This is a genomic window from Micromonospora craniellae, from assembly GCF_014764405.1.
GTDB lineage: Bacteria > Actinomycetota > Actinomycetes > Mycobacteriales > Micromonosporaceae > Micromonospora > Micromonospora craniellae.
The window spans coordinates 1800914-1825523 of sequence record NZ_CP061725.1; the positions used below are offsets into that span (position 1 = coordinate 1800914).

Annotated in this window: 23 protein-coding genes; 15 read left to right on the forward strand and 8 right to left on the reverse strand. The window is 71.5% G+C overall.

Annotated features, from left to right (window positions below; translation table 11 throughout):
* Window positions 1–45 precede the first annotated feature (45 nt).
* Entirely contained in the window at window positions 46–750 is a 705-nt protein-coding gene (locus tag ID554_RS08160) for an NUDIX hydrolase (RefSeq protein WP_223884489.1), read from the forward strand.
* A 32-nt stretch (window positions 751–782) separates the two neighbouring features.
* Here the strand turns inward: ID554_RS08160 and ID554_RS08165 are convergent, their stop codons facing one another.
* From ID554_RS08165 to mca, 3 genes are all read right to left on the reverse strand, one after another.
* Window positions 783–3323: a putative bifunctional diguanylate cyclase/phosphodiesterase gene (locus ID554_RS08165; protein WP_223884490.1), complete on the reverse strand. Its 2541-nt coding sequence runs from the start codon at window positions 3321–3323 to the stop codon at window positions 783–785.
* Window positions 3324–3502: 179 nt separating this feature from the next.
* Window positions 3503–3796, reverse strand: a complete 294-nt coding sequence (locus ID554_RS08170) for a hypothetical protein (protein ID WP_117229442.1) — start codon at window positions 3794–3796, stop codon at window positions 3503–3505.
* A 48-nt stretch (window positions 3797–3844) separates the two neighbouring features.
* Entirely contained in the window at window positions 3845–4726 is an 882-nt protein-coding gene (mca, locus tag ID554_RS08175; RefSeq protein ID WP_117229443.1) for a mycothiol conjugate amidase Mca, read from the reverse strand.
* 202 nt (window positions 4727–4928) lie between these two features.
* On the opposite strand from mca, the gene ID554_RS08180 reads away from it, so the two are divergent.
* Window positions 4929–5363, forward strand: a complete 435-nt coding sequence (locus ID554_RS08180; protein WP_117229444.1) for a DUF4307 domain-containing protein — start codon at window positions 4929–4931, stop codon at window positions 5361–5363.
* 223 nt (window positions 5364–5586) lie between these two features.
* Window positions 5587–6084: a transcription elongation factor GreA gene (gene greA / locus ID554_RS08185; RefSeq protein ID WP_117229445.1), complete on the forward strand. Its 498-nt coding sequence runs from the start codon at window positions 5587–5589 to the stop codon at window positions 6082–6084.
* 70 nt (window positions 6085–6154) lie between these two features.
* Here greA and ilvA read toward each other — a convergent pair whose 3' ends face one another.
* From ilvA to ID554_RS08200, 3 genes are all read right to left on the reverse strand, one after another.
* Entirely contained in the window at window positions 6155–7375 is a 1221-nt protein-coding gene (ilvA, locus tag ID554_RS08190) for a threonine ammonia-lyase (protein ID WP_117229446.1), read from the reverse strand.
* Window positions 7376–7519: 144 nt separating this feature from the next.
* Entirely contained in the window at window positions 7520–8929 is a 1410-nt protein-coding gene (locus ID554_RS08195; protein ID WP_117229447.1) for an amidase, read from the reverse strand.
* A 16-nt stretch (window positions 8930–8945) separates the two neighbouring features.
* A complete protein-coding gene (locus tag ID554_RS08200) occupies window positions 8946–10088 on the reverse strand; it encodes a cystathionine gamma-synthase (RefSeq protein ID WP_117229448.1) in 1143 nt (380 codons plus the stop codon).
* A 98-nt stretch (window positions 10089–10186) separates the two neighbouring features.
* Here ID554_RS08200 and ID554_RS08205 point away from each other — a divergent pair, with 98 nt between their 5' ends.
* The 11 genes from ID554_RS08205 to ID554_RS08255 all read left to right on the forward strand — a co-directional run bounded on the left by ID554_RS08205 (window position 10187) and on the right by ID554_RS08255 (window position 21391).
* Window positions 10187–10513 carry a hypothetical protein gene (locus tag ID554_RS08205; RefSeq protein ID WP_117229449.1) on the forward strand — a complete coding sequence of 109 codons (327 nt, stop codon included), beginning with the start codon at window positions 10187–10189 and terminating at the stop codon, window positions 10511–10513.
* A gap of 189 nt (window positions 10514–10702) precedes the next feature.
* Window positions 10703–12151 carry an IS66 family transposase gene (gene tnpC / locus ID554_RS08210; protein ID WP_191088755.1) on the forward strand — a complete coding sequence of 483 codons (1449 nt, stop codon included), beginning with the start codon at window positions 10703–10705 and terminating at the stop codon, window positions 12149–12151.
* Between the two features lie 81 nt (window positions 12152–12232).
* Window positions 12233–12802 (forward strand): nucleotidyl transferase AbiEii/AbiGii toxin family protein, encoded by a 570-nt coding sequence (locus ID554_RS08215; RefSeq protein WP_117231069.1) that lies wholly within the window; start codon window positions 12233–12235, stop codon window positions 12800–12802.
* A 53-nt stretch (window positions 12803–12855) separates the two neighbouring features.
* Window positions 12856–13278 carry an HIT family protein gene (locus tag ID554_RS08220; RefSeq protein WP_117231068.1) on the forward strand — a complete coding sequence of 141 codons (423 nt, stop codon included), beginning with the start codon at window positions 12856–12858 and terminating at the stop codon, window positions 13276–13278.
* A gap of 73 nt (window positions 13279–13351) precedes the next feature.
* Window positions 13352–14014 (forward strand): peptide-methionine (S)-S-oxide reductase MsrA, encoded by a 663-nt coding sequence (gene msrA / locus ID554_RS08225; RefSeq protein WP_117231067.1) that lies wholly within the window; start codon window positions 13352–13354, stop codon window positions 14012–14014.
* Window positions 14015–14275: 261 nt separating this feature from the next.
* Complete coding sequence (locus tag ID554_RS08230) at window positions 14276–16060, forward strand: N-acetylglutaminylglutamine amidotransferase (RefSeq protein ID WP_117231066.1); 1785 nt, start codon at window positions 14276–14278, stop codon at window positions 16058–16060.
* A 2-nt stretch (window positions 16061–16062) separates the two neighbouring features.
* Window positions 16063–17958 carry an N-acetylglutaminylglutamine synthetase gene (gene ngg, locus ID554_RS08235; RefSeq protein ID WP_117231065.1) on the forward strand — a complete coding sequence of 632 codons (1896 nt, stop codon included), beginning with the start codon at window positions 16063–16065 and terminating at the stop codon, window positions 17956–17958.
* Window positions 17955–19145, forward strand: coding sequence for an osmoprotectant NAGGN system M42 family peptidase (locus tag ID554_RS08240; RefSeq protein WP_117231072.1), 1191 nt, complete (start codon window positions 17955–17957; stop codon window positions 19143–19145). Before ngg ends, ID554_RS08240 begins: the two co-directional genes overlap by 4 nt.
* 335 nt (window positions 19146–19480) lie before the next feature.
* Window positions 19481–20410, forward strand: a complete 930-nt coding sequence (locus ID554_RS08245; protein ID WP_117231071.1) for a ribonuclease Z — start codon at window positions 19481–19483, stop codon at window positions 20408–20410.
* Window positions 20407–20916: a GNAT family N-acetyltransferase gene (locus ID554_RS08250; protein ID WP_117231064.1), complete on the forward strand. Its 510-nt coding sequence runs from the start codon at window positions 20407–20409 to the stop codon at window positions 20914–20916. The genes ID554_RS08245 and ID554_RS08250 overlap by 4 nt, the downstream gene beginning before the upstream one ends.
* A 148-nt stretch (window positions 20917–21064) precedes the next feature.
* The gene (locus ID554_RS08255; RefSeq protein WP_117231063.1) at window positions 21065–21391 is read left to right on the forward strand and encodes a DUF6506 family protein; all 327 of its coding nucleotides are present in this window, start codon (window positions 21065–21067) and stop codon (window positions 21389–21391) included.
* A 133-nt stretch (window positions 21392–21524) separates the two neighbouring features.
* Here ID554_RS08255 and ID554_RS08260 read toward each other — a convergent pair whose 3' ends face one another.
* Window positions 21525–22895 (reverse strand): cystathionine beta-synthase, encoded by a 1371-nt coding sequence (locus tag ID554_RS08260; RefSeq protein ID WP_117231062.1) that lies wholly within the window; start codon window positions 22893–22895, stop codon window positions 21525–21527.
* A gap of 82 nt (window positions 22896–22977) precedes the next feature.
* The gene (locus ID554_RS08265; protein WP_117231061.1) at window positions 22978–23334 is read right to left on the reverse strand and encodes a YkvA family protein; all 357 of its coding nucleotides are present in this window, start codon (window positions 23332–23334) and stop codon (window positions 22978–22980) included.
* Window positions 23335–23496: 162 nt separating this feature from the next.
* Here ID554_RS08265 and ID554_RS08270 point away from each other — a divergent pair, with 162 nt between their 5' ends.
* The gene (locus ID554_RS08270; protein ID WP_117231060.1) at window positions 23497–24555 is read left to right on the forward strand and encodes an SGNH/GDSL hydrolase family protein; all 1059 of its coding nucleotides are present in this window, start codon (window positions 23497–23499) and stop codon (window positions 24553–24555) included.
* Window positions 24556–24610: the final 55 nt, after the last annotated feature.

Consider the following 24610-nt stretch of genomic DNA (forward strand, 5'->3'; position numbering starts at 1 on the left):
AGGATGCCTGCGCAGGCCACGGCAGGCAGAGCTACGCTTCCGGATGTGCCGGACCAGCCTACCGTTTTCCGTATCGCCATCGACCTGACGATCCTCACGATCCGTGACGGCCAGCTAGCGGTCCTGCTGATCGAGCGCGGCAAACCGCCGTTCGAGGGACAGTTGGCCCTCCCTGGCGGCTTCGTCCGCTCTGGTGAGGACCTGCACGACACCGCAGTGCGGGAGTTGTCCGAGGAGACCGGACTTGAGGGACGTAGCCTGCATCTGGAGCAGGTCCGGACGTACGCCACGCCTGGACGGGACCCGCGAGGCCCGATCGCCTCGGTGGCGTACCTGGCGATCGCACCCGACCTGCCGACCCCGGTGGCCGGTACCGACGCGGCCCGGGCCCACTGGGAACCGTTGGACCTTGAGCGGCTGGGCTGCGGATGGCTCGCCTTCGACCACGACGTCATCCTCCGACACGCGCTAGAACGGGCTCGTGCCAAGCTGGAGTACTCGCCACTCGCGGCTGCCTTCTGCGGCGAGACCTTCACGATCGGCGAGTTGCGTGCCGTCTACGAGGCCGTCTGGCAGGTACGCCTCGACCCACGAAACTTTCACCGCAAGGTGACCGGGGTGGCCGGCTTCGTGGTGCCCACCGGGGAGCGTCGCTATCCCCCCACCGGTCGCCCCGCCGGCCTCTACCGGCGGGGGAACGCGACCCTGCTGTACCCGGCGATGCTGCGTCCGGGCGGCAGCCGGCGCTAGCGATGCGCCACCACGGGGGTTGGCGGGACAGGTCAGGAGGCGCCGTCGGCGCGCAGCGGCAGGACGTTGGTGGGGCTCTGGCGGGACAGCGAGCCGAGCACCGCACCGATCTTGTCGGCGGGCATCGGCTTGAAGAAGTGGTAGCCCTGGGCCGCGGTGCAGCCCAACTCGGCCAGAGCCGAGCGCTGGGCGGCGGTCTCCACGCCCTCGGCCACCACCCGCAGCCCCAGTTCGTGGGCCAGTCCGACGGTGCTGCGGACGATCGCCGCCGCCTCCGGCGAATCCGCCATCCGGAGCACGAACGACCGGTCCACCTTCAACTCGTCGACCGGGATCCGGGCGAGGAAGGCCAGCGACGAGAAGCCGGTGCCGAAGTCGTCGACCGCCAACTGCACACCCATCGACCGGAGCGCGCTGAGCACCTGGTCGATGATCTCCAGCTCGCTCATCACCACCGTCTCGGTGATCTCCAGGACCAGCCGGTCGGCCGGCACCTGGTGCCGGCGCAGGGCGTCGGCGATCTCCGTCGGCAGGCGGTGGTCCAGCAGACTGCGGGCGGAGAGGTTGACCGAGATCGGGATGTCCAGGCCCTCGCGGGCCCAGCCGGCCGCCACCCCGAGCGCCTTGTCCAGCACGTACCGGGTGAAGGTGCCCAACTGCTCGCTGTTCTCCACCGGCCGGATGAAGTCGGCCGGACCGAGCAAGCCCCGACGCGGGTGCCGCCAGCGGATCAGCGCCTCCACCCCGGTCGGCGCACCGGTGGCCAGGTCCACGGCCGGCTGCAACACCAGCACGAGCTGGTCGTCGGCCAGCAGCGCCTCGCGTAGCTCGGCGAGCAGGGCGAGTTGGTCGGTGCTGGCCGCATCCCGGGAGCTGTCGTATGCCGCCACGTTGCCGCCACCGGACTTGGCCTGGTACATCGCGATGTCGGCCCGGCGCAGCAGCTCGGTCAGGTCGGCGGTGCCGGCCGACGCCACCACCACGCCCACGGACACCTCGACGGACATGCGTACCCCGGCCACCTCGGTCGGCGCGGCCAGCCGCTCGGTGATCTCCCGGGCCTGCCGCAGCGCGTACGCCATCGGGGCGGTGCGGTCGCCGAGTACCGGGACCGAGGTCAGCAGCAGCGCGAACTCGTCGCCGCCGAGCCGGGCGAGCAGGTCGCCGCCGCGGGTCAGGGTGCCCAGCCGGTTGGCGGTCAACCGCAGCAGCTGGTCGCCGGCGGCGTGCCCGAGCGTGTCGTTGACCTCCTTGAACTGGTCGATGTCGAGCAGCAGCAGGGCCACCGGGTGGTCGTGCGTGAGTTTCCGCAGCGCCTGGTCGCCCTGGCCCAGCATGGCCGTCCGGTTGACCAGCCCGGTCAGCGGATCGTGCACCGCTTCGTACGACGAGCGCGCGGTGACCACCCGCAGCTCACGATGGGTCGCCGCGTCGTGCAGGGCGGCCGACAGCGCCTCGGCGAAGGCGGCCAGCGCGTACCGTTCCCGCTCGGTGGCGGGGGCCGTCCGGGGCAGCCGTACGCGCAGCCGGCCGACCCGGGTCTCGCCCACCGAAAGGTCGCGGAGCAGTTCGTCCGGGTCGGGTTCGGTGTCGCCGGGTGGCGCGATCTCCCGGTCGACCACCTGACCGCTGGGGTCGCCCCGGTAACGGCGCCAACGACCGTCGCCCCGGACCACCTCCACGTCCACGATCTCCGCCTCGAACACGGTGAGCGCGCCGGTCACCCCGGCGATCGCCACGCCGCGCTCGTCGAGCTGGTTGAGCGCCGCCGTCGCCTCCGCGAACGACCGCCAGGTGCGCCGTTCACGCTCGTCGCGCAACCGTTGCCGGTAGGTCTGGTGGAGCAGCCACAGCGGCACGGGCAGCAACACCAGCCACCGGGGGTCGAACTCGATCAGGGCCACCACGATCAGGCCAGCGACCACGTTGCCGACGAACATCAGCAGCTTGCCCCGCAACGCGGCCAGCAGTGGGCGCCCGATCGGCATGCCGTGCCGCAGCGCCAGCATCACCCCGCCCAGCCAGGCACCGGCCAGCAGGTAGGTGAGGGCACCGGCGGCGAGGGCGAGGGCGAGGGCCGGAGTCGGGGCGGCCAGCATCGGCGCGCCCAGCGCGGTGGTGACCGACACCGCCAGCGCGACGGCGGCGGTCTGCGATCCGGCGATGCGGACGACGTCCCAGCTGGATCTGCCGTCGTCCACCACGGACAGGATCGTCCAGGCCAGGATCATGCCGATCAGGGCCGCGCCCGGCAGCCATCCGGGCGGCACCAGATAGAGGCAGACGATCAGCGCGGCCTCGGCCCAGGTGATGGAGACCACCCCGGCGGCGGCCCGGAACCGCAGGCGGGCCAACTGCGACAGAGCGAAGAGTGCGACCGCGATGCCGAAGCGGGTCAGCCCGTCGAACGGCCCGAACGGGTCGTCGGCCGGCAGGCGTACCGGCACGCTCAGCCCCACCACGGCGGCCACCACGGCGGTGAGTCCGACGGCGACCGTCAGCAGGTGCACCCCGACCGGGGTGCGACGGCCCTCGGGCCGGTCGAGCGGTTGACCGGCCCTGCCGGAGGTCACCGACCCACTCCCGACGGGCGGGAACAGGGCGCGCGAAGGGCGGAAACGACTGCGATGGTCATCGGCGCCCCCTCCCGCGCACGGCATGAGGACTTCCGGTCCTCCCGGCGGAAGGCTAAGCCAAACCGGATGGTCGCAACAGGGGGCGACCATCCGGTTCAGCGTGAATCATGCCCCGATCAGGCGTCGCGACGCTGCTGACGCCGGTTGGGAGCGTCACCGGATGAATCCAGCATCACGTTCTCATCTGTCGGATCACTGACCGTTTGCTGCGCGGTGCCCGACTCGACTACGGGCTCCTGACCGGGGAACCGGTCGGGCAGCCGGCGCAGCCGGGCGTTCATGTTGCGGATCAGCAGCACGGTCGCGGTGCCCAGGACGAGGATGAGGAACAGGCCCATCGGACCGGCCAGGCCCCCCGTGCGGGTGTCCCCGAAATTGTTCTGGGCGAGCACCTGTGCGACGGTCAACATGGGATTCCTCCGGAGTGCGATGTCCGACCAGGGTAGCCCGCCGCCGGATCAGCGGGCATGCGCCGTCTCCCGGATGCCGGCGAACAGGTCCGACTCGGGCAGCGGCGAGTCGACCAGCGAGCGTACGAGCTGGAAGTCCTCCGTCGACCAGGCGCGCTGTTGCAGCTCCATCGGCACCTGGAACCAGAAGCCGTCCGGGTCGACCTGGGTGGCGTGGGCGCGCAACGCGTCGTCCCGGACCGGGAAGTACTCGGCGCACTCGACCCGGGTGGTGATCCGGGGGCCCTTGTCCGGCCGGTCGTCCCAGCGGGTGAGCCACTCCGCGTACGGTGACTCGGCACCGCCGGCCAGGATCGCCTCGTGCAGGGCGAGGATCTTGCCCTTGGAGAAGCCGATGTCGTAGTAGAGCTTGAGCGGCTGCCACGGCTCGCCCAGCTCGGGGTAGCGCTCCGGGTCACCGGCCGCCTCGAAGGCCGCCACGCTGACCTTGTGGCACATGATGTGGTCCGGGTGCGGGTAGCCGCCCTCCTCGTCGTACGTGGTGACCACGTGCGGACGGAACTGCCGCATGAGGCGTACCAGCGGACCGGCGGCCACCCCGACGTCCTGGAGCGCGAAACAGCCCTCGGGCAGCGGCGGCAGCGGGTCGCCCTCGGGCAGTCCCGAGTCGACGAAGCCCAGCCAGGCCTGCTCGATGCCGAGGATGGCGCGGGCCGCGTCCATCTCCGCCCGCCGGATGTCGGCGATGTTGGCCCACACCTCGGGCCGGTCCAGCTTGGGGTTGAGCACGCTGCCCCGCTCGCCGCCGGTGCACGTGACCACCAGCACGTCCACCCCCTCGGCGACGTACTTGGCCGTGGTCGCGGCACCCTTGCTCGACTCGTCGTCGGGATGCGCGTGCACGGCCATGAGCCGGAGTTGTTCTGCCACGGTCGGCGCTCCTCGTCTATGCCCACCGGCGGCCCGCGGGTCACACCGTTGACCTGCCGGAATCCTCCCCCGTCGCGGTCCCGGCCCGTGCCGGCCTGTCATATTTGACACCAGGAAACAGCAATGCCCGGTCGGACAGGAACGACGGCCCTCTGTCATTCTTGCCGATGGGCCCGACGACAACGCCAGGAGATACCCGCCGGTGACCGAGACGCACGCCACATTTGCATCGACCACCCCGGTTTTCCCGCCCGGCCGGTACGGCCGCCGCCGTACGCCGGGACGCCGCCGGCAGCTACTGACCACGCTGCTGGTGGTCACGGTGCTGGTGGCGCTCACCGCTGTCTCGTTCCGGCTCTACCGGCAGTACGGCGACCCGGCCTACGACGCCCAGGTGATCACCTACGGCGAGATAACCGACCAGCAGGTGGTGGTCAACTTCCGGGTGAATCTGCCGGAGGGCGGCGCGGCGGTCTGCGTGCTGCGCGCCCGCGACCACGCCGGGGCCGAGGTGGCCCGCGAGGAGGTCCCGGTGGCCGCCGCCGACGGGCAGCGCAGCGTCACCGTGCGGCACCCGCTCGCCACCAGCGCCCGCCCTTTCATCGGCGAGGTCGTCCGCTGCCGGCCGGCGGCCTGACCCACCGGTGAGGCAGGCCGAACCCACCCAGGAAAACGGCCCGAACCCACCGGGACGACGGTCCGAACCCACCCGGCCTGCGGCGGCGGGCCCATCGTCGGATCACCGGGCGGCCCGGGGTCGCCCGGTGCACGGACGTGATCACCGACACTCCTTGTCGTACGGCACTGGTAACTTGGAGGTTCACCTGTCAGCCAGCCCGCACAACCGAGGAGGACCGCCTGTGTCCAATGGCAACGAGGCGCCCGCCACCTGGCTGTCCCAGGACGCCTACGACCGCCTGAAGGCCGAACTCGACGAGTTGATCGCCAACCGGCCGGTCATCGCCGCTGAGATCAACGCACGGCGCGAGGAAGGCGACCTGCGCGAGAACGGCGGCTACCACGCCGCGCGTGAGGAGCAGGGCAAGGCCGAGGGGCGCATCCTCTACTTGAAGGAGCTGCTCCGCACGGCCCAGGTCGGTGAGGCGCCGACCGTCGACGCCGTAGCGCCCGGGATGGTCGTGACGATCTACTTCGACGACGACGCCGACGACACAGAGACCTTCCTGCTCGGTTCCCGGGAGATCGCCGCGACCACCGATCTCACCGTCTACAGCCCCGAGTCGGCCCTCGGCCAGGCGATCCTGGGCGGCAAGGCGAGCCAGGCCTGCACCTACACCGCGCCCAGCGGCGCGGACATCAAGGTGACCGTGGTCAGCTTCGAGCCGTTCTCCGGCTGAACGACCCGCCGGCCCGGCAGCGTCCAGGGCCGGCCATCCCACCAGCCCAGAGGCGTGACACCGTGCGGTGTCACGCCTCTGGCGCAATGGAGACCTGGTAGCCGCTGGCCCGCAACGCGCTGATCAACGTGTCAGAATGCTCCACACCCCGGGTCTCCACCGACAGCGCGACCTCGACCTCACCGAGACGCAGGTGCGGGTTGGCACGCTGGTGCTCCACATCCACCACGTTGGCCCGGTGCTCGGCGATCTGCCCCAGCAACGAGGCGAGTTGCCCCGGCCGGTCCGAGCAGCGGACGGTCACCCGCAGGTAGCGCCCGGCCGCCGCCAGGCCGTGCTCGATGACCCGCATCATCAGCAGCGGGTCGATGTTGCCACCGGAGAGGACCGCCACCACCGGTGGCTCCACCTCGACCGCTCCGGCCAGCAACGCGGCCACGCCCACCGCGCCGGCCGGCTCCACCACCTGCTTGCCGCGCTCCAACAGCATCAGCAGCGCCCGGGAGATGTCCTCCTCGGTGACCGTGACGATCTCGTCGACGAGTTTGCGGACGTGGGTAAAGGTGACGTCGCCGGGGCGACCGACCGCGATGCCGTCGGCGATGGTGCTGAAGGCGGGTAGGCGTACCGGCTCGCCGGCCACCAGTGACGGCGGGAAGGCCGCCGCGCCCGTCGCCTGCACCCCGATCACCCGGACGTCGGGGCGGAGCGCCTTGGCGGCCACCGCCATCCCGGAGACCAGCCCGCCGCCGCCCACCCCGGTGACGATCGTCCTGACCTCGGGGCACTGCTCCAGGATCTCCAACGCCACCGTGCCCTGCCCGGCGATCACGTCCCGGTGGTCGAACGGGTGGATCAACACCGCGCCGGTACGCTCGGCGAACGTCTGCGCCGCCACCAGGGATTCGTCCACCGTGGCGCCGACCAGCTCCACCTGCGCGCCGTACCCCTTGGTGGCCACCACCTTCGGCAGCGGCGCGTTAGCCGGCATGAAGACGGTGGCGTGCGCGCCGACCAGGCCGGCGGCGAGGGCCACCCCCTGCGCGTGGTTGCCGGCGCTGGCCGCCACCACCCCCCGCTGCCGCTCCGCCGCCGACAGCCGGGAGATCCGCACGTACGCGCCGCGCACCTTGTACGACCCCGCGCGCTGGAAGTTCTCGCACTTGAGCCAGACCGGCCCGCCGAGCGCCGCGCTCAGCGGACGGGAGGGTTCCAGCGGGGTGGTGCGGGTGACATCGGCGAGCAGTTCCCGCGCCGCCCGCACGTCGTCCAGGCTGACCAGTTCCGTCATGCCCCGATCGTGCCACCCGCCCCACCGGGGTTCCCTGGCACCCGGATCGGCGTGGACACCGACGGCTGCACGTCCGACGGAGCGGGGGCCGGGGCGGCCGGCGGGATGGCCCGCCGCGCGCGTCGACCTAGCCGGTACGCACGGTCACGCGGTGGCCGGCGACCCCGTTCCGACGCGCGGATAGCCGGGGGCGTGGCGGGGCCACGGGGCGGCCATCTCGAACTGGCCGGCGACGCCGAGCAGCAGCAGCTCCGACCCGGGCGGCCCGACGAGTTGCACGGCCAGCGGCAGGCCGTCCGGGCGGCGACCCACCGGCACCACCAGCGCGGGCAGCCCGGCGATGTTCCACGGTGCCGCGTACGGGGCGTACCGGATGTTGACCAGCATGTTGGCCTGCCAGGACCGGGCCGACCAGCTGGTGGCCGGCGGCGGTGCGCTGGCCAACGCCGGGGTGAGCAGCAGGTCCACCGAGTGGTCGGTGAAGAAGCCGATCGACCGCTCGCGCCAGGCGAGCCGGTCGGCCTCCCGGACGTACCCGCGCCGCCAGGCCCACTCCCCGAACGTGACGTGCCGCCGGCTGCGGGGTTGCAGGTCACGGCGGTCGATCCCGGCGGCCCGCACGTCGGCGGCGGCAGCGGCGAACCAGGTGGCGATGCCCTGCAACCCGAGGGCGGTCGGATAGACCGGGTCGGCCGGGACGGCATCGTGCCCGGCGGCGGCGAGCAGTCGACCGGCGGCGGCGACCGCGTCGCGGTTCGGCGCGTCCGGCGAGACCCCGCGCACCGGGGAACGCAGCGACACCCCGACCCGCAGCCGCTGCGGCGGGACCAGCTTCTCCTGGGCACGGCCGGCGAGCACCTGGAAGCCGACCGCCGCGTCGGCGACCGTGGTGGCGAGCATGCCGTGCTCGGTCAGCCCGAACCAGTCCTCCGCGCCGAGCTGGCAGGGCACCACGCCCCGGCCGGGCTTCAGACCGACCAGGCCGCAGCAGGCCGCCGGGATGCGGATCGAGCCGAGGCCGTCGTTGCCCTGGGCGATCGGCACCAACCCGGCGGCGACCGCCGCCGCCGCGCCACCCGACGAGCCACCCGGGGTACGCCCCAGGTCCCAGGGGTTGCGGGTGACCGCGGTGCTGTCGTCGGTCGCGCCCCACAGACCCAGCTCGGGCATCCGGGTGACGCCGAGGATCACCGCGCCCGCGCCGCGCAGCCGGCGGACCACCTCGTGGTCGGCCTCGGCCACCGGGGTACGCACCGCGGCCGAACCGTTCCAGGTGGGCACCCCGGCCACCGGGGTGTTCTCCTTGACCGCCACCGGCACCCCGGCCAGCGGCAGGTTGCTCAGGTCCTCCTGCTCGTCGACCTTCTCCGCCTCGGCGACCGCCTGCCCGCCGCGTACCGCCCGGAACGCGGCGAGGTCGGTGTCGGCCTTCGCGAGGTGGTCGAGATGGTCGGCCAGGACCTGGGTGGCGGAGACGTCGCCCCGCCGTACGCCTCGGGCGATCTGTTTGGCGGTCGCCCCGACCCAGGTCGGCATGATGTCCTGCACGGCCACCCTCCAAAGCCAGCGGTCAGCCCAGCGCCTGCTCCAGATCGGCGAGCAGGTCTTCGACCGTCTCGATGCCGACAGACAGTCGCACGAGATCGGAGGGAACTTCAAGCGGCGAGCCGGCAGCACTGGCGTGTGTCATCCGACCCGGGTGTTCGATCAGGGATTCCACCCCGCCGAGGGACTCCGCGAGCACGAAGAGTCGGGCCCGGTTGCAGATCTCGACGGCGTGCTCCTCACCACCGGCCGCCCGGAACGAGATCATGCCGCCGGACCGGCGCATCTGCTTGGCGGCCACCTCGTGACCGGGGTGCGACGGCAGGCCCGGATAGAGGACCTCCCGCACCTTGGCGTGCCCGTCCAGGTAGCCGACGATCCGTTCGGCGTTGTCGCAGTGCCGGTCCATCCGTACCCCGAGGGTCTTGATCCCGCGCAGCGTCAGCCAGGCGTCGAACGGGCCGTTGACCGCGCCCATGGCGTTCTGGTGGTAGCGCAGTTCCTCGCCGAGCCCGGCGTCGGCCGCCACCAGCGCCCCACCGACCACGTCGGAGTGGCCGCCGACGTACTTGGTGGTGGAGTGCACCACCACGTCCGCGCCGAGGCCGATCGGCTGTTGCAGGTACGGCGAGGCGAACGTGTTGTCCACCACCAGCAGCGCCCCGGCGTCGTGGGCGACGGCGGCGAGGGTGGCGATGTCCGCGATGCCGAGCAGCGGGTTCGTCGGCGTCTCCAACCAGACCACCTTCGTGGTGCCGGGCCGGATCGCGGCCCGCACCGCGTCCGGGTCGGAGACCTTCGCCGGGGTGTACGTCAGCCCCCATCGCTGCGCCACCTTGGCGAACAGCCGGTACGTGCCGCCGTACGCATCGTCCGGGATCACCACGTGGTCGCCGGGGCCGCAGACGGTCCGCAGCAGGGTGTCCTCGGCGGCCAGACCGCTGGCGAAGGCGAGACCGACCGGTCCGCCCTCCAGCGCGGCCAGGCACTCCTGGAGCGCGTCCCGGGTGGGGTTGCCGGAACGGCTGTACTCGTATCCGAGCCGGGGCGCACCGACAGCGTCCTGGGCGTAGGTGCTGGTCTGGTAGATCGGTGGGATCACCGCGCCGGTGCGGGCCTCCGGGTCCTGGCCGGCGTGGATCGCGAGCGTCTCGAAGCCGTGGGTCATGACGCAGACGTTAGTCCTCCCCCGCATCCCAGCGTATGGGAGCCGACTCACCGAATCGCCCGGCCCACGATGTCGGACCTGTGGGCGATACTGGGCGGGTGAACTCGACCAAGACCCTGCCATCCCGCTTGATCGGCGCGGCCGAGCGCGTCCCGCCCTCGCTGTCGCTGCTGACCGGGCCGGCTGAAGGTCGCGTCGCCCTGCCGGTGCGGCTGGCATGGTCCGGTCTGACCGAGTTCGACGTGGGCGACGCACGGCAGCGTCTGACGCTGTATCGCACGTTGTTGGACTGCGGCCAGCGTGAGGACATTGTTCGCTATGTCAACGCCACCCTGCTGTGTGCCGACTGGCCCCGGATCCGGCGGTTGACTTCCCGACGCCTGGTTGCCCTCTGGGAGCGACAGCTCCCCGAGCTGGCCACCTGACCAATGGACGAACTGCATCGGCGGTTGTTGCGCCTCGGCTTCGACGCCGGCAATGATCTCGGCTTGGTTCTTGCAGGTGGCTACGCTCTGTCAGCGCACGAGCTGACCAACAGACCTTCACGCGACGTAACTGGATAGGTGTCGTTGATCTTTCAGAGGTGTTTGGCCGGGGTGGGTCGTTGACCGTTCGTGCCCGCCGATCCTTCGCAGCCGTCGTATGAGCAGCTGCTTGCGCTGAACGCGGACCTGTTCGCCCGGTTGGATCAGGCGCTCGGGCGGATCGCGGAGCTGGAGGCTGACCTCAGTACGGCGAAGTGCCGGATCGCTGATCTGGAAGCCCAGCTGAAGCAGTCGTCGAAGAACTCCTCGAAACCGCCGTCGACGGACGGGCTGGCCAAGCCGGCACCCAAATCTTTGCGCGGTAGGTCCGGGCGGGGGCCGGGGCGCCCGGCCGGGCAGCCCGGCGCCACTCTGGAGCAGGTCGCCGACCCCGACGTCATCGTGCGGCACACCCCCGAGGTGTGCGCGGGCTGCGACAACGATCTGGCCGGCGCGGCCGAAGTGTCCGTGACCCGGCGGCAGGTGTTCGACATTCCGGAACCGACGGTCGTGGTGACCGAGCATCAGATCGTCACCCTCGCCTGCCCGTGTGGACATCGCACCACCGGCATCGGGCCCGCCGAGGCCACCGCGCCTGCCGTGTACGGGCCGCGGATCGCCGCGATCGGGGTCTACCTGTTGCACGGGCAGTTCCTGTCGATCGGCCGTACCGCCGACGCGCTGCGGGACCTGTTCGGCCTGCCGGTCGCGGCGGCCACGGTCACCGCCTGGGTCAAACGCACCGCCCTCGGCATCATCGAGCAGGTGCTGCCGGTGATCCGCGACCGGATCCGGCAGGCGCCGGTCGTGCACTTCGACGAGACCGGGATGCGCGTCGAAGGCCGTCTGGCCTGGCTGCACTCCGCGTCCACCGGCACCGACGTGCTCCTCACGGCGCACCGCAGACGCGGCGCCGCCGCCATTGACGACGCCGGTGTCCTGCCCGGCTTCACCGGTGTCGCCGTGCACGACGCGTGGGCGCCATACGACACCTACACCAGCGCCAACCACGCCCTGTGCAACGCCCACGTGCTGCGTGAACTGGCCTACGTCACCGACACCGCCACCGGCCCCACCGCCGACCTCGCCACCCAAGCCATCAACGCGCTGCGCCGGCTCAACCGCCTGGCCGACGACGCCCACACCGGGCAGGACACAGCGAACCCGGACGCCCTACGCGAGCAGCAGCACCTGCTGCGCTCCGCCGTCGTGCTCGGCGCGCAGGCCACCGCCGGCCGCGACGGCAAACTCCAGCGCAAACACCACGCCCTGTTCGTCCGGCTCCGCGACCGCCGCGACGACTACCTACGATTCGTCACCGACCCGGCCGTCCCCTTCGACAACAACGCCGCCGAACAGACCATCCGTATGCCGAAACTACGGATCAAGGTCTCCGGAAGCATGCGCACCATGACCGGCGCCGAACACTTCGCCGCCATCCGCAGCTACACCGCCACCGCCATCCGCCAAGGCAACAACATGCTCGACGCCCTGATCCAAGCCGTCACCGGAAACCCCTGGATCCCCGCCACCACCTGAGCAAATCGGCGTACACGCATACCCGATGTTCCAGCACCTATCCAGTTACCACGCGACATCGACTTCGCAACCGCGACCGACATGTCGCTGTCGACGGTGGCCGAGCGGCTCGCAGACGCCTACGTCACTGCCGGCTTCACCGCTCGCATAATCGAGGCCACCCCGCGCATGGCTCGACTTGTGGTGTCCGCAGAAGCGACAGCGTGCGAGGTCGATCTTCTGAAGGAGGCGATCGGGCCACCCGCGCAACTCACCATCGGTCCTGTCCTCGCCTTCGAGGACGCGGTCGGGCTCAAGGTGCGCGCACTGCACGACCGCGCAGCCCACCGGGACTACATCGACATCCGCGCCGCCAACGGCCGACTGAACTGGCATGAACTCGAGTCCTTGGGGGCGCGGCACACCGTTGCTTTCTCCATGGAGGAGTTGGCCGACCGGCTTGGCGGCGTTCGCGAACTCGATGACGAGACGTTCATGTCCTACGGGCTCAGCGAGGACGACGTAAAGGCGCTGTGCGGGTGGGCGATTGCCTGGGAGGCGGATACTCGGTCCCGGTTGGCGAACGGGGAAACCGGCCCGATCGGCGTTATTGAGGACGAGTGGGATACCTACCTCGATCCACCTGATGCTGCTGGCGGGCCAGCAGGCTGATGCTGCGGGTGGCACGGCAGGCAGAGCTTCGCCGCCGGGCATAACCTGAGCCGATGGCGGGATGCGTGTTCTGCGGGATCGTCGCGGGCGAGGTGCCGGCGTTCCGGGTGGTCGACACCTTCGACGGCGTGGCGTTCCTGGACACCCGGCCGGTGTTCAAGGGGCACGTGCTGGTGGTGCCCCGTACCCACCTGGTCACCCTCGCCGACCTGCCGCCGGAGTCGCTGGCCGGCTACTTCGGGCTGGTCCGGCGGCTCACCGTCGCGGTGGAGTCCGGGCTGGGCGCGGGTGGCACGTTCGTGGCGATGAACAACAAGGTGTCCCAGTCGGTGCCGCACCTGCACACCCACGTGGCGCCCCGGACCAAGGGCGACGGCCTACGGGGCTTCTTCTGGCCGCGTACCCGCTACGCCGACGACGCCGAGGCGACCGCGTACGCCGAGCGTGTGCGGCGCGCCGTGCCGGACGGGGCCTGACCCCGGGTGGTGCGGGTAAGGAAGTGAGGTCCGCCGGTGTTGCACGCGGGGAAGGTACGAAAGGAGTTCCACCGTGTTCCTCCGCCGCATGAAGGCCGAGATGATCTCCCCCGACCGGGCACTGCCCGGCCGCGCGATCGCGATGCCGGTCGCCGACCGGCACGAGGTGCTCGGGACCCCGCTGAAGGGGCAGTTCCCCGAGGGCTCGCAGGTCGCGGTGTTCGGTATGGGCTGTTTCTGGGGTGCCGAGCGGTTGTTCTGGACCCTGCCGGGCGTCTACACCACCTCCGTCGGCTACGCGGGTGGTTACACCCCGAATCCGACCTACGAGGAGGTCTGCTCCGGTGGGACGGGGCACGCCGAGGTAGTCCAGGTCGTCCACGACCCCGCGACGATCAGCTACGAGGACCTGCTCAAGGTCTTCTGGGAGAACCACGACCCGACCCAGGGCATGCGTCAGGGCAACGACGTCGGCACGCAGTACCGCTCGACGATCTACGTCACGACCGACGAGCAGCTCGCCATGGCCGAGGCGTCCCGGGAGGCGTTCGCGCCGATCGTGGCCCACGCGGGCAAGGGCGAGATCACCACGGAGATCGACCGGTTGGGTGACTATTTCCTTGCTGAGGACTACCACCAGCAATACCTCGCACCGACCAAGAACCCGAACGGCTACTGCAACCACGGCCCGAACGGGCTGAGCTGCCCGGTCGGCGTCGCGCGTACCGCCGGCTGACCCTTCTCGCGTGCCGGCTCGCCCACCGGACGGGCCGGCACGCACAGCGCCGCGCACCGCGATGGTCCACATTGCGGTGCTCGTCACAGTCGCGCGGATGGGCACGGGTGACAACCGGTCGGACAGGGGGCACTGGCCGCCCACCTCGGTCGGGAGATGTCGACCGGTCGGCCGCGCGGGCGCGGATTCTAGCAATCCTGTTACACGACCGTCATGGTCTCAACAGGCGAATCGCAACATCCTCTGGCAGCATGGGCTGGCATGTGCGGACTGGCTGGGGAGTTCCGACGGGACGCGTCGCGTGCCGACATCGGGACGGTGGAGCGAATGGCCGCCACGATGTGCGACCGGGGGCCTGACGGTGGTGGCGTGTGGGCTCAAGGGCCGGTCGCCCTCGGCCATCGCCGCTTGAAGATCATCGACTTGTCGGCCGCCAGCGGCCAACCCATCGTCGACTCGGCCGCCGGCCTGACCGGCGTCTTCAACGGCTGCATCTACAACTACCGCGAGCTGCGCGCCGAGTTGGCGGCCAAGGGCCACCACTTCTTCTCCAGCGGCGACAGCGAGGTCGTGATCAAGGCGTACGCCGAGTGGGGGCTCGACTTCGTCGACCACCTGATCGGCATGTTCGCCGTGGCGATCAGCGAGCGGGACAGCGGTCGCCTGGTGCTCGCCCGGGACCGGCTCGGCATCAAGCCGCTCTACCTGGCCGAGTCGCCCGGCGTGGTGCGCTTCGCCAGCACCCTGCCCGCCCTGCTGGCCGGCGGCGGCGTGGACACCACCATCGACCCGGTCGCGCTCGCCCACTACCTCAGCTTCCACAGCATCGTGCCGCCGCCGCGCACCATCCTGCGCGGCGTCACCAAGCTGCCCCCGGCCACCGTCCGCGTCTACGAGCCCGACGGCGCCACCCACGAGCGCGTCTACTGGGACCCGTCCTTCCTACGCCGGGGCGAGCACTCCGGCTGGTCGGAGAAGGACTGGCAGGACGCGCTGCTGGAGTCGCTGACCACCGCCGTCCGGCGGCGGATGGTCGCCGACGTGCCGGTGGGCGTGCTGCTCTCCGGCGGCCTGGACTCCAGCCTGGTGGTGGCGCTGCTCGCCGGTGAGGGGCAGCGCGGGCTCTCCACCTTCTCGATCGGCTTCGACGCGGTCGGCGGCCGGGAGGGCGACGAGTTCCGCTACTCCGACGTGGTCGCCAAGACCTTCGACACCGACCACCACCAGATCCGGGTCGCCGCCCAGGACCTGGTGCCGCCGCTGGAGGCCGCCGTCTCGGCCATGAGCGAACCCATGGTCAGCCACGACTGTGTCGCGTTCTACCTGCTCAGCCAGGAGGTCTCCCGGCACGTCAAGGTGGTCCAGTCCGGTCAGGGCGCCGACGAGATCCTGGGCGGCTACCACTGGTACCCGCCGCTGGCCGCCGTCGAGCGCGGGCAGGCCCTCGATACGTACGCCCGGGCCTTCTTCGACCGCGACGCGAGCGGCCTGGCCCAGGTGCTCAACCGGGAGTGGCTCACCGACGCGGACCCGGCGCGGGAGTTCGTCGCCGCGCACCTGGCACGGGCCGGCGCGCAGACCGCCGTCGACGCCGGCCTGCGCCTCGACACGCAGATCATGCTCACCGACGACCCGGTCAAGCGGGTCGACAACATGACCATGGCGCACGGGCTGGAGGCCCGCGTGCCCTTCCTGGATCACGAGTTCGTCGAACTGGCCGCCGCCTGCCCGCCGGAGCTCAAGCTGGCTCAGGGCGGCAAGGGGGTGCTCAAGGAGATCGGCCGCCGGGTGCTACCGCACGAGGTCATCGACCGGCCGAAGGGCTACTTCCCGGTCCCGGGCCTCACCCACCTGGAGGGCAAGCTCCTCGACCGGGTACGGGACGCGCTCTCCGCGCCCGAGGCCCGCCGCCGCGACCTGTTCCGCACCGATTACGTCAACGCCCTGCTCGACGCCCCCAACGCCGAACTGACCCCGTTGAACGGAAACAAGCTGTGGCAACTCGGACTCCTGGAAATGTGGCTCCAGAGCCACGGAATCGACTGACCGTGACCGACACCCTGGCGACCGGGGTGGCCCGGACCGACCGAGGTCGAGGCGCGGGACGACGGTACGAGCGGGTCGGGCCGGGCGGTGATCCGATCGCCGCGAACACCAGCGGCGACGTCACCGACGACGACCGTGCCGGCGGTGACGAGGGCGTCATCCTCGACTGCGGGTGGGGACGGCTGGTCTTCGGCCAGACCTTCGCCGACCAGGCCGCCGTCGCCGACGTGCTGCGCTCCGAGGCGGCCGGCGCCCGGGACATCTGCATCTATCTGCGGGACCCGCACGTGCTGGTCTCCCGGCTACCCGACGAGTTGTTCATCGACCCGTCGCTGACCTTCCGGCTGCCGCTGGGCGGGGCCCGGCCGGGTCCTCGTCGCGCCGCCGGGACGACCGAGGAGGCCGGCAACGCCGACACCCCGGCCGCCGTGAACGGGCGCGGCGAGCTGCCCGGGGTACGCATCCGCCGGCTGCGCGACGCCGCCGACGCGGACGCGGTCAACCGGATCTACGCGGCCAACGGCATGGTCACCGCTCCGGTCGACGTGCTGGTCGACAACGCCGCCACGGACCGTTTCCTGCACCTGGTGGCAGAGGCGGTGACCGGCGAGATCGTCGGCACCATCACCGGTGTCGACCACGTGGCGGTCTTCGGCGACCCGGACAACGGGGCCAGCCTCTGGTGTCTGACGGTCGACTTCAACCAGGCGCCACCCGGCACCGGCCAGGCGCTGATCACCGAGCTGGCCGGCCGGCTGGTGGCCCGGGGGCGCGCGTACGTCGACCTCTCCGTGCTCGCCGAGAACGCCGGGGCGGTCCGCCTCTACGAGCGACTCGGCTTCTATCGCACCGCCACGCTCTGCGTGAAGCGGAAGAACCCGATCAACGAGCGACTGTTCCTGCCGGCCATGCCGGCCGGCTACGACGAGCTCAACCCGTACGCGAAGATCGTCGCCGACGAGGCGATGCGCCGGGGCATCCGGGTGGAGGTGACCGACGCGGCCTGGGGCGAGCTGCGGCTCACCAGCGGCGGCCGGACGATCCTCACCCGGGAGTCGCTCTCCGAGCTGACCTCGGCGGTGGCCATGAGCCGCTGCGACGACAAGCGGGTCACCCGTCGGATCCTGACCGAGGCCGGCCTGTCGGCGCCGCGCGGGCGGACCGCCACCGGTGACGCCGCCGACGCCGAGTTCCTGGCCGAGGTGGGCCACCTGGTGGTCAAGCCGGCCCGGGGCGAACAGGGCAACGGCATCACGGTCGGCGTACGCACCGGCGAGGCGCTGACCGCCGCCGTCGAACTGGCCGCCCGGTTCTGTCCCGAGGTGCTGCTGGAGGAGCTGTGCACCGGTGAGGACCTGCGCGTCATCGTGATCGACCACGAGGTGGTGGCCGCCGCCGTACGCCGCCCCGCCTCGATCACCGGCGACGGGGTGCACGACATCACCGAGCTGATCGAGCGGCAGAGCCGCCGTCGGGCCGCCGCCACCGGTGGCGAGTCCCGCATCCCGCTCGACGACATGACCCGGGACGTGGTCGCCGAGGCCGGGTACGCGCTGCACGACGTGCTGCCCGAGGGGCAGGTGCTGGCCGTACGGCGCACCGCGAACCTGCACACCGGGGGCACCATCCACGACGTCACCGGCGAGTTGCACCCGGTGATCGCGGAGGCGTGCGTGGCCGCCACCCGGGCGCTGGACATCCCGGTCACCGGTCTCGACCTGCTGGTGCCCGCGCCGGACCGGCCGGAGCACGCCTTCATCGAGGCCAACGAGCGGCCCGGGTTGGCCAACCACGAGCCCCAACCCACCGCCGAACGCTTTGTGGACCTGCTCTTCCCCGGGACTCGGGCACCGCAACGGCTGTGGACGCCGGCCGGTGCGGCACCATCTGGGGCATGACCGTACGCAAGACCACTCCGCTCCCCATCGACCTCGACTACCTGCGTCGGGTGATGGTCGAGCTGTTGGACATTCCGAGCCCGTCGGGACGCACCGACCACGTGCAGCAGTACGTCGGTGAGCGCCTGTCGGCGCTCGGCATCCCGTCGACGCTGACCCGCCGGGGCGCGCTCAGCGCCTGCCTGCCCGGCCCCCGGGAGACCGGGGCGGACCGGGCGATCGTGGTGCACACCGACACCATCGGCGGGATGGTCAAGCGGCTGAAGGAGAACGGCCGGCTGGAGTTGAAGCCGATCGGTACGCACAGCGCCCGGTTCGCCGAGGGCGCCCACGTCCGGGTCTTCACCGACGATCTGGACCGGGTGGTCACCGGTCAGGTGCTGCCACTCAAGGCCAGCGGGCACCGCTACAACGAGGCGGTGGACGAGCAGGGCATCGGCTGGGATCAGGTCGAGGTACGCGTCGACGAGCCGGTGGACGACATCGCCGGCCTGCGGGCGCTCGGCATCGACGCGGGCGACTTCGTGGCGTTCCTGCCCAACCCGACGGTCACGCCCAGCGGCTACGTCAAGTCCCGGCACCTGGACGACAAGGCCGGGGTGGCGGCGGTGCTGGCGGCGATGAAGGCGATGGTCGACGCGGGGGTCAAGCCCGCCGTCACCGCGCACCTGCTGGTCACCGTGACCGAGGAGATCGGCCACGGCGCGTCGCACGGGCTCGACCCGGACGTGGCCGAGATCGTCTCGGTGGACGCGGCGGTGGTCGCCCCTGGGCAGCAGTCCCGGGAGAACGCCGCCACGCTGGCGATGGGCGACGGGGTGGGGCCGTTCGACTACCACCTGACCCGGAACCTGGCGGCGATCGCCCTCGAACACGACGTCGACCTGGTCCGCGACGTCTTCGACTACTACCGCTCGGACGTGGCGGCGGCGGTCGAGGCGGGCGCGCACGCCCGGGTGGCCCTGCTCGGTTTCGGTGTCGACGCCACCCACGGCCACGAGCGCACCCACCTGGACGGGCTGCACCACCTGGCCCAGTTGCTCTGTCTCTATCTCCAGAGCGACCTGGTGTTCCCCGAGTGGGACGCCGAGCCGGAGGGCGACCTGGCCGACTTCCCGTCGCTGGCGGTGCAGCCGGCCAGCGCGGACGGCCCCCGCAAGGGCCCGATCGGCATCGCCCAGGACTGAACGGGACGCCGGCACGGGCCCGCCCCGATCGATGTGATCGAAATCCGTTGCCGGTGCGGCCGCCGCTGGATAGCGTGGCGGTACACGTGAAAGGAGGTGGTCCAGACTTGTATAGCAATCGGACTCGTGAGGTGGCTGTCCGCTAGCCGCTGTCCTCGACAGTGACCGTCTGTTCCGCAGGCGGGCAGTAAGAAGCGTCGAGACCGTGTGGCAGCGGTGCGGCGAATCCACGACAAGCCACCCGACCCCCGGGGTGCCGACCCAGTCCAGTCGGCCCGCGTCCGCGCGGAAACCCCGGGGGTCGCCCTTTGTCCGGGTCAGCACTGGAGGTCGCCGTGTCGATGCGCGAGCTGGTGGTGCTGGGGACGGCCAGCCAGGTGCCCACCCGGGCCCGTAACCACAACGGGTACGTGCTCCGCTGGGACGACGAGGTGATCCTCTTCGACCCGGGTGAGGGCAGCCAGCGGCAACTGCTGCACACCACGGTCACCGCGACCGACCTGACCCGGATCTGCGTCACCCACTTCCACGGCGACCACTGCCTCGGCCTGCCCGGCACCATCCAGCGACTCTCCCTGGACCGGGTACAGCGCGCGGTGGCGGTGCACTTCCCCGCCGAGGGCGCCGAGTACTTCGCCCGGCTGCGGCACGCCAGTTCCTTCCACGAGACCGCCGAGCTGGCCGTCACGCCGATCGAGGCGGACGGGCAGCGCATCGCGCTGCGCTGCGGCACGCTGGAGGCCCGCCGACTGCGGCACCCCGTCGACACGTACGGCTATCGGCTGGTGGAGCCGGACGGCTGCCGGATGCTGCCGGAGAAGCTGGCCGCGTACGGCGTCGACGGGCCGGCGGTCGGCGAGTTGCAGCGCGTCGGCCACCTCGACCGGGACGGGCGACGCGTCACCCGGGAAGAGGTGAGCGTGCCCCGCCCCGGGCAGCGGTTCGCCTTCGTGATGGACACCGGCCTGTGCGACGGGGTGTACGCGCTGGCCGAGCACGCCGACCTGCTGGTGATCGAGGCGACGTTCCTGGAGTCGGAGGCGGCACTCGCCGCCGAGGTCGGGCACCTCACCGCCGGCCAGGCCGCGCGGGTGGCGGCCGAGTCAGGGGTACGCCGACTCGTGCTGACCCACTTTTCCCAGCGCTACGCCGACCCGCACCGCTTCGCCGAGGAGGCGCGCCGGCACTTCGACGGCGACCTGGTGATCGCCGAGGATCTGACCACGATTCAGGTGCCGCCCCGCCGGGTACCCTCGACTGGGTGACTGTCACGTTGCGTGCCGCAACCGTCGACGATCTGATGGTGGTGGGCCGGCTCCACCAGCGTTCGCGGGTCGCCGCGTACTCGTCGTTCCTGCCGCCGGAGGCGTTGGCCGACCCGAGCCCGGAGGCGTTCGGCGAGTACTGGGCGGCGCGGTGGCCGTACGAGCGGGCCGACCACCGGATGACGGTCGCCGAGCGGGACGGCCGGCTGGCCGGCTTCAGCTACCTCGGCCCGGACGACGAGGGCGAACCGGCGGCCGGGCTGCTGCACGCCATCCATCTGGAACCGGCCGAGCGTGGTCAGGGCGTCGGCCGCGCGTTGATGGTCGACGCGCTGGACGACATGCGGGCGCGCGGCTGGCAGCGCGCGATGCTCTGGGTGATGCGGGACAACACCCACGCCCGCCGCTTCTACGAGCGCGGTGGCTGGCAGCAGACCGGCGTCGAGCGGGACGAGGTCGTCGGCCCCGTCAGCACCCCCCAGCTGCGCTACGCCCGCGACCTGTAGGGAACAGCCCCTGCCAGCGGTCGACCGTGCGAATCGACCGCTGTTCGCCTAGCTGGGCCCTGCGTCGTCGGGTTGACCTCAAGTCCAGATCAACTCTTGTGGTCAGACCTCGCTCGACGTCTCCTGATCGACGAGGAGGAATCTTCTCATGACGGTTGCCTGGGCATACATCTACGAGCATCCGGGTAGCGACCCTGTCGGCGACCGGGTCGTGCTCGACCGCGACGGCCAACGCACCTACCTCGCGCCCGTGCCGGACCCGTCGAAGGCCCCTGCCGTCGCGGCGGACCTGTTGGCCGAGGGGGTCGCGCTGATCGAACTCTGCGGCGGTTTCCCGCTGACGGCGGCGGCTCGGGTGGCCGAGGCCGTCAGCGGGAGGGTGCCCGTCGGCCACGTGACCTTCGCGGTGGACTCGGTACGCGGCGCGGCGCAGTACGGTGAATTGTTCGAGGCCGAACAGCCTCAGGCCGACTGACCGCCGCGAGCCGGTGGGCCAGGCCCTGGGCAGGGCCGTCGACTGTCGTCTCGATGGCCAGCGGGTGGGCGGCCAGGCAACGTGATGATCGTTGCCTGGCCGCCCCGGCGGTGACCGGTCACTCTTGTGCGCCTCAGCGGGTGCCGAGGTGGGCGAGCAGGTCCTGGCGGGTGAGGACGCCCTTCGGCTTGCCGTCAATCAGCACCAGCGCGGCGTCGGACTTCTCCAGCAGATTCACCGCCTCGCTGACCGGCTGACCACCACCGATCATCGGCAGCGCCGGCCCCATGTGCCGCTCGATCGTGTCGTGCAGCTGGGCCTGGCCGGTGAAGAGTGCGTCCAGCAGGTCCTTCTCGGCGATCGAGCCGGCCACCTCGCCGGTCACCACCGGCGGCTCGGCCTTGAGTACCGGAAGCTGCGAGACGCCGTACTCGCGCATGTAGTCGACCGCGTCGCGGACCGTCTCGGTGGGGTGTACGTGGACCAGTTCGGGCAGCTGGCCCGGCTTGGCGGCCAGCGCCTGCGCCACCGTCGGCTCCGAGCCGGAGTTGTCCAGGAAGCCGTAGCGGGCCATCCAGGCGTCGTTGAAGATCTTGGACAGGTAGCCCCGACCGCCGTCCGGCAGCAGCACCACGACGACGTCGTCCGGCCCGGCGGCGCGGGCGACCTCCAGCGCCGCCACCGCCGCCATCCCGCAGGAGCCGCCGACCAGCAGTCCTTCCTCCCGGGCCAGCCGCCGGGTCATCTCGAAGGACTGCTTGTCCGACACCTCGATGATCTCGTCGGCCACGCCTCGGTCGTAGGTCTCCGGCCAGAAGTCCTCACCCACCCCCTCGACCAGGTACGGCCGGCCGGTGCCGCCGGAGTAGACCGAGCCCTCCGGGTCCGCACCGATGACCTTGACCTTGCCGTCGGACGCCTCCTTCAGATAGCGCCCGATGCCGGAGATGGTGCCGCCGGTGCCCACGCCCGCGACGAAGTGCGTGATCCGGCCCTCGGTCTGCTTCCACAGCTCCGGCCCGGTGGTCTCGTAGTGCGAGCGAGGGTTGGCCGGGTTGGCGTACTGGTTGGGCTTCCAGGCACCGGGGATCTCCCGGGCCAGCCGGTCGGAGACGTTGTAGTAGGAGCGCGGGTCCTCGGGCGCGACGGCGGTCGGGCAGACGACCACCTCGGCACCGTACGCCCGCAGCACGTCCTGCTTGTCCTGGCTGACCTTGTCCGGGCAGACGAACACGCACCGGTAGCCCTTGAGCTGCGCCACCAGGGCCAGCCCGACACCGGTGTTGCCGCTGGTCGGCTCGACGATGGTGCCGCCGGGCCGGAGGATGCCGGCGGCCTCGGCGTCCTCGACCATCCGCAGCGCGATCCGGTCCTTGACCGAGCCGCCGGGGTTGAGGTACTCCACCTTGGCCAGCACGGTCGCCTCGACGCCCTCGGCGACGGTACGCAGCCGCACCAGCGGGGTGTTGCCGATCATCTCGACGACGTTGTCGTAGTACTGCACCTCGTTGTGCCCTTTCCTCCGGCGCCGGCGCCGGAGGCCGGGCAGGTGACTCGCGTGATTCCCGCGCCCAGGGTACGTCGGGTCAGGGCACCACGTGCCCCGGGATCACGGAGCCGCCCCGCGCCTCCCACTCCAGGAAACGCTCGGTCTCGGCCAGCACCGCGCCGGCCAACCAGGTCACCATCACCGCGTCGTCGATCAGCCCGAACACCGTCAGGAACATCTCCGGTACGGCGTCGATCGGCGAGACGATGTAGGCCGTGGCCGCCGTCATCATGGCCAGTCGCATGCCGCCGTCGTACCGGCCACGGGCGGTGGCCGCGATCATCCTGGGCAGCGCCCCGATCCGTGCGCCGAGCGACGGGCCACCCCGGGCACCGGATGTCAGCGCCCGGCCCAGGGCCACGAATGCCGCACCCCGCTTCAACGTCTTAGCCATCGTCGTGCTCCTCTCCATCGTGCAGCGTGACGACCCGGCGCAACCTCCACGATCCGTCACACGACGCCACAGCGCCAAGTACCCAGATCGGTCGTTCTCCAGGCACCTGCGCAGAGTCGCCGACGACAGCGAGCCGTCGTACCCGCGCGTTAGTGTCGCTTCATGGGGGTGGTTGATTCCGTCGTCCCGGATCGTCCGCGCTGGCAGCATGCGCGGCGGGTGGCCCGCGTCGCGGCGATCGGCACGGGTGCCACGGTGGCCGCCGCGGCGGCCACCACCGGAGTGCTGTTCGGCCAGGCCCGGCAGGCCCGACGGACGATCCCGATGGCCGAGGCGCCACCACCGCGCTGCGACGGGGTCTACGGTGCGAAGTTCCCGGGTCCGCCGGTCACCGTGGTGGTGCTCGGCGACTCCTCGGCCGCCGGCTACGGCGTGCACCGCCGCCGCGAGACGCCCGGCGCGCTGCTGGCCACCGGCCTGTCCCGGCGGCTGCGACGGCCGGTCCGGCTGCACCGTTTCGCCGTGGTCGGCACCATCTCGGCGGGCCTGCGCTTCCAGGTCGAGGCGGCCCTGGAGTGTGACCCCGACGTCGCGGTCATCCTGATCGGCGCCAACGACGTGACCAACCGGACGCCGCCCGCCCTGGCCATCCGCCATCTCGCCGAGGGGGTCCGCGCGTTGCGTGCGGCCGGGGCCGAGGTGGTCGTCGGCACCTGCCCCGACCTGGGGGCGATCCGGCCGATCCAGCCGCCGCTGCGATGGCTGGCCCGCCGGTGGAGCCGGCAGCTCGCCGCCGCCCAGACCGTCGCCGTCGTCTCGGCGGGCGGCTGGACGGTCTCCCTCGGTGACCTGCTCGGTCCCCGGTTCGACGCCGAGCCGAGCCGGATGTTCGCCTGGGACCGGTTCCACCCGTCCGCCGAGGGCTACGCGGCGGCCGCCGCAGCCCTCCTGCCGACGGTGGTCTCCGCACTCGGGCAGGGCGCCGAACGCGGGCCTTCGCGCCCGCGTCCGGAAGGCGTACGGTCATTGCCGAAGGCCGCTCGGGAAGCGGCCCAGCATCCGGGAACGGAGGTCAGCGGCGCGCGGGTCCGCGGCAGCGAGAGCGGGCCGGCCGGCCGATGGGCGCGGCTTCGCCGCCGGGGCTTCTTCGGGGGCGGCACGACGCCACAGCCGTCCTCCGCGATCGACTCCGGCTCACCCGCAGTGGAGGGACTCAGATGACTGAGCGGATCAGGCAGCAACACGGGCGACGGTGTGCCGGCACTCGCCGGGGAGT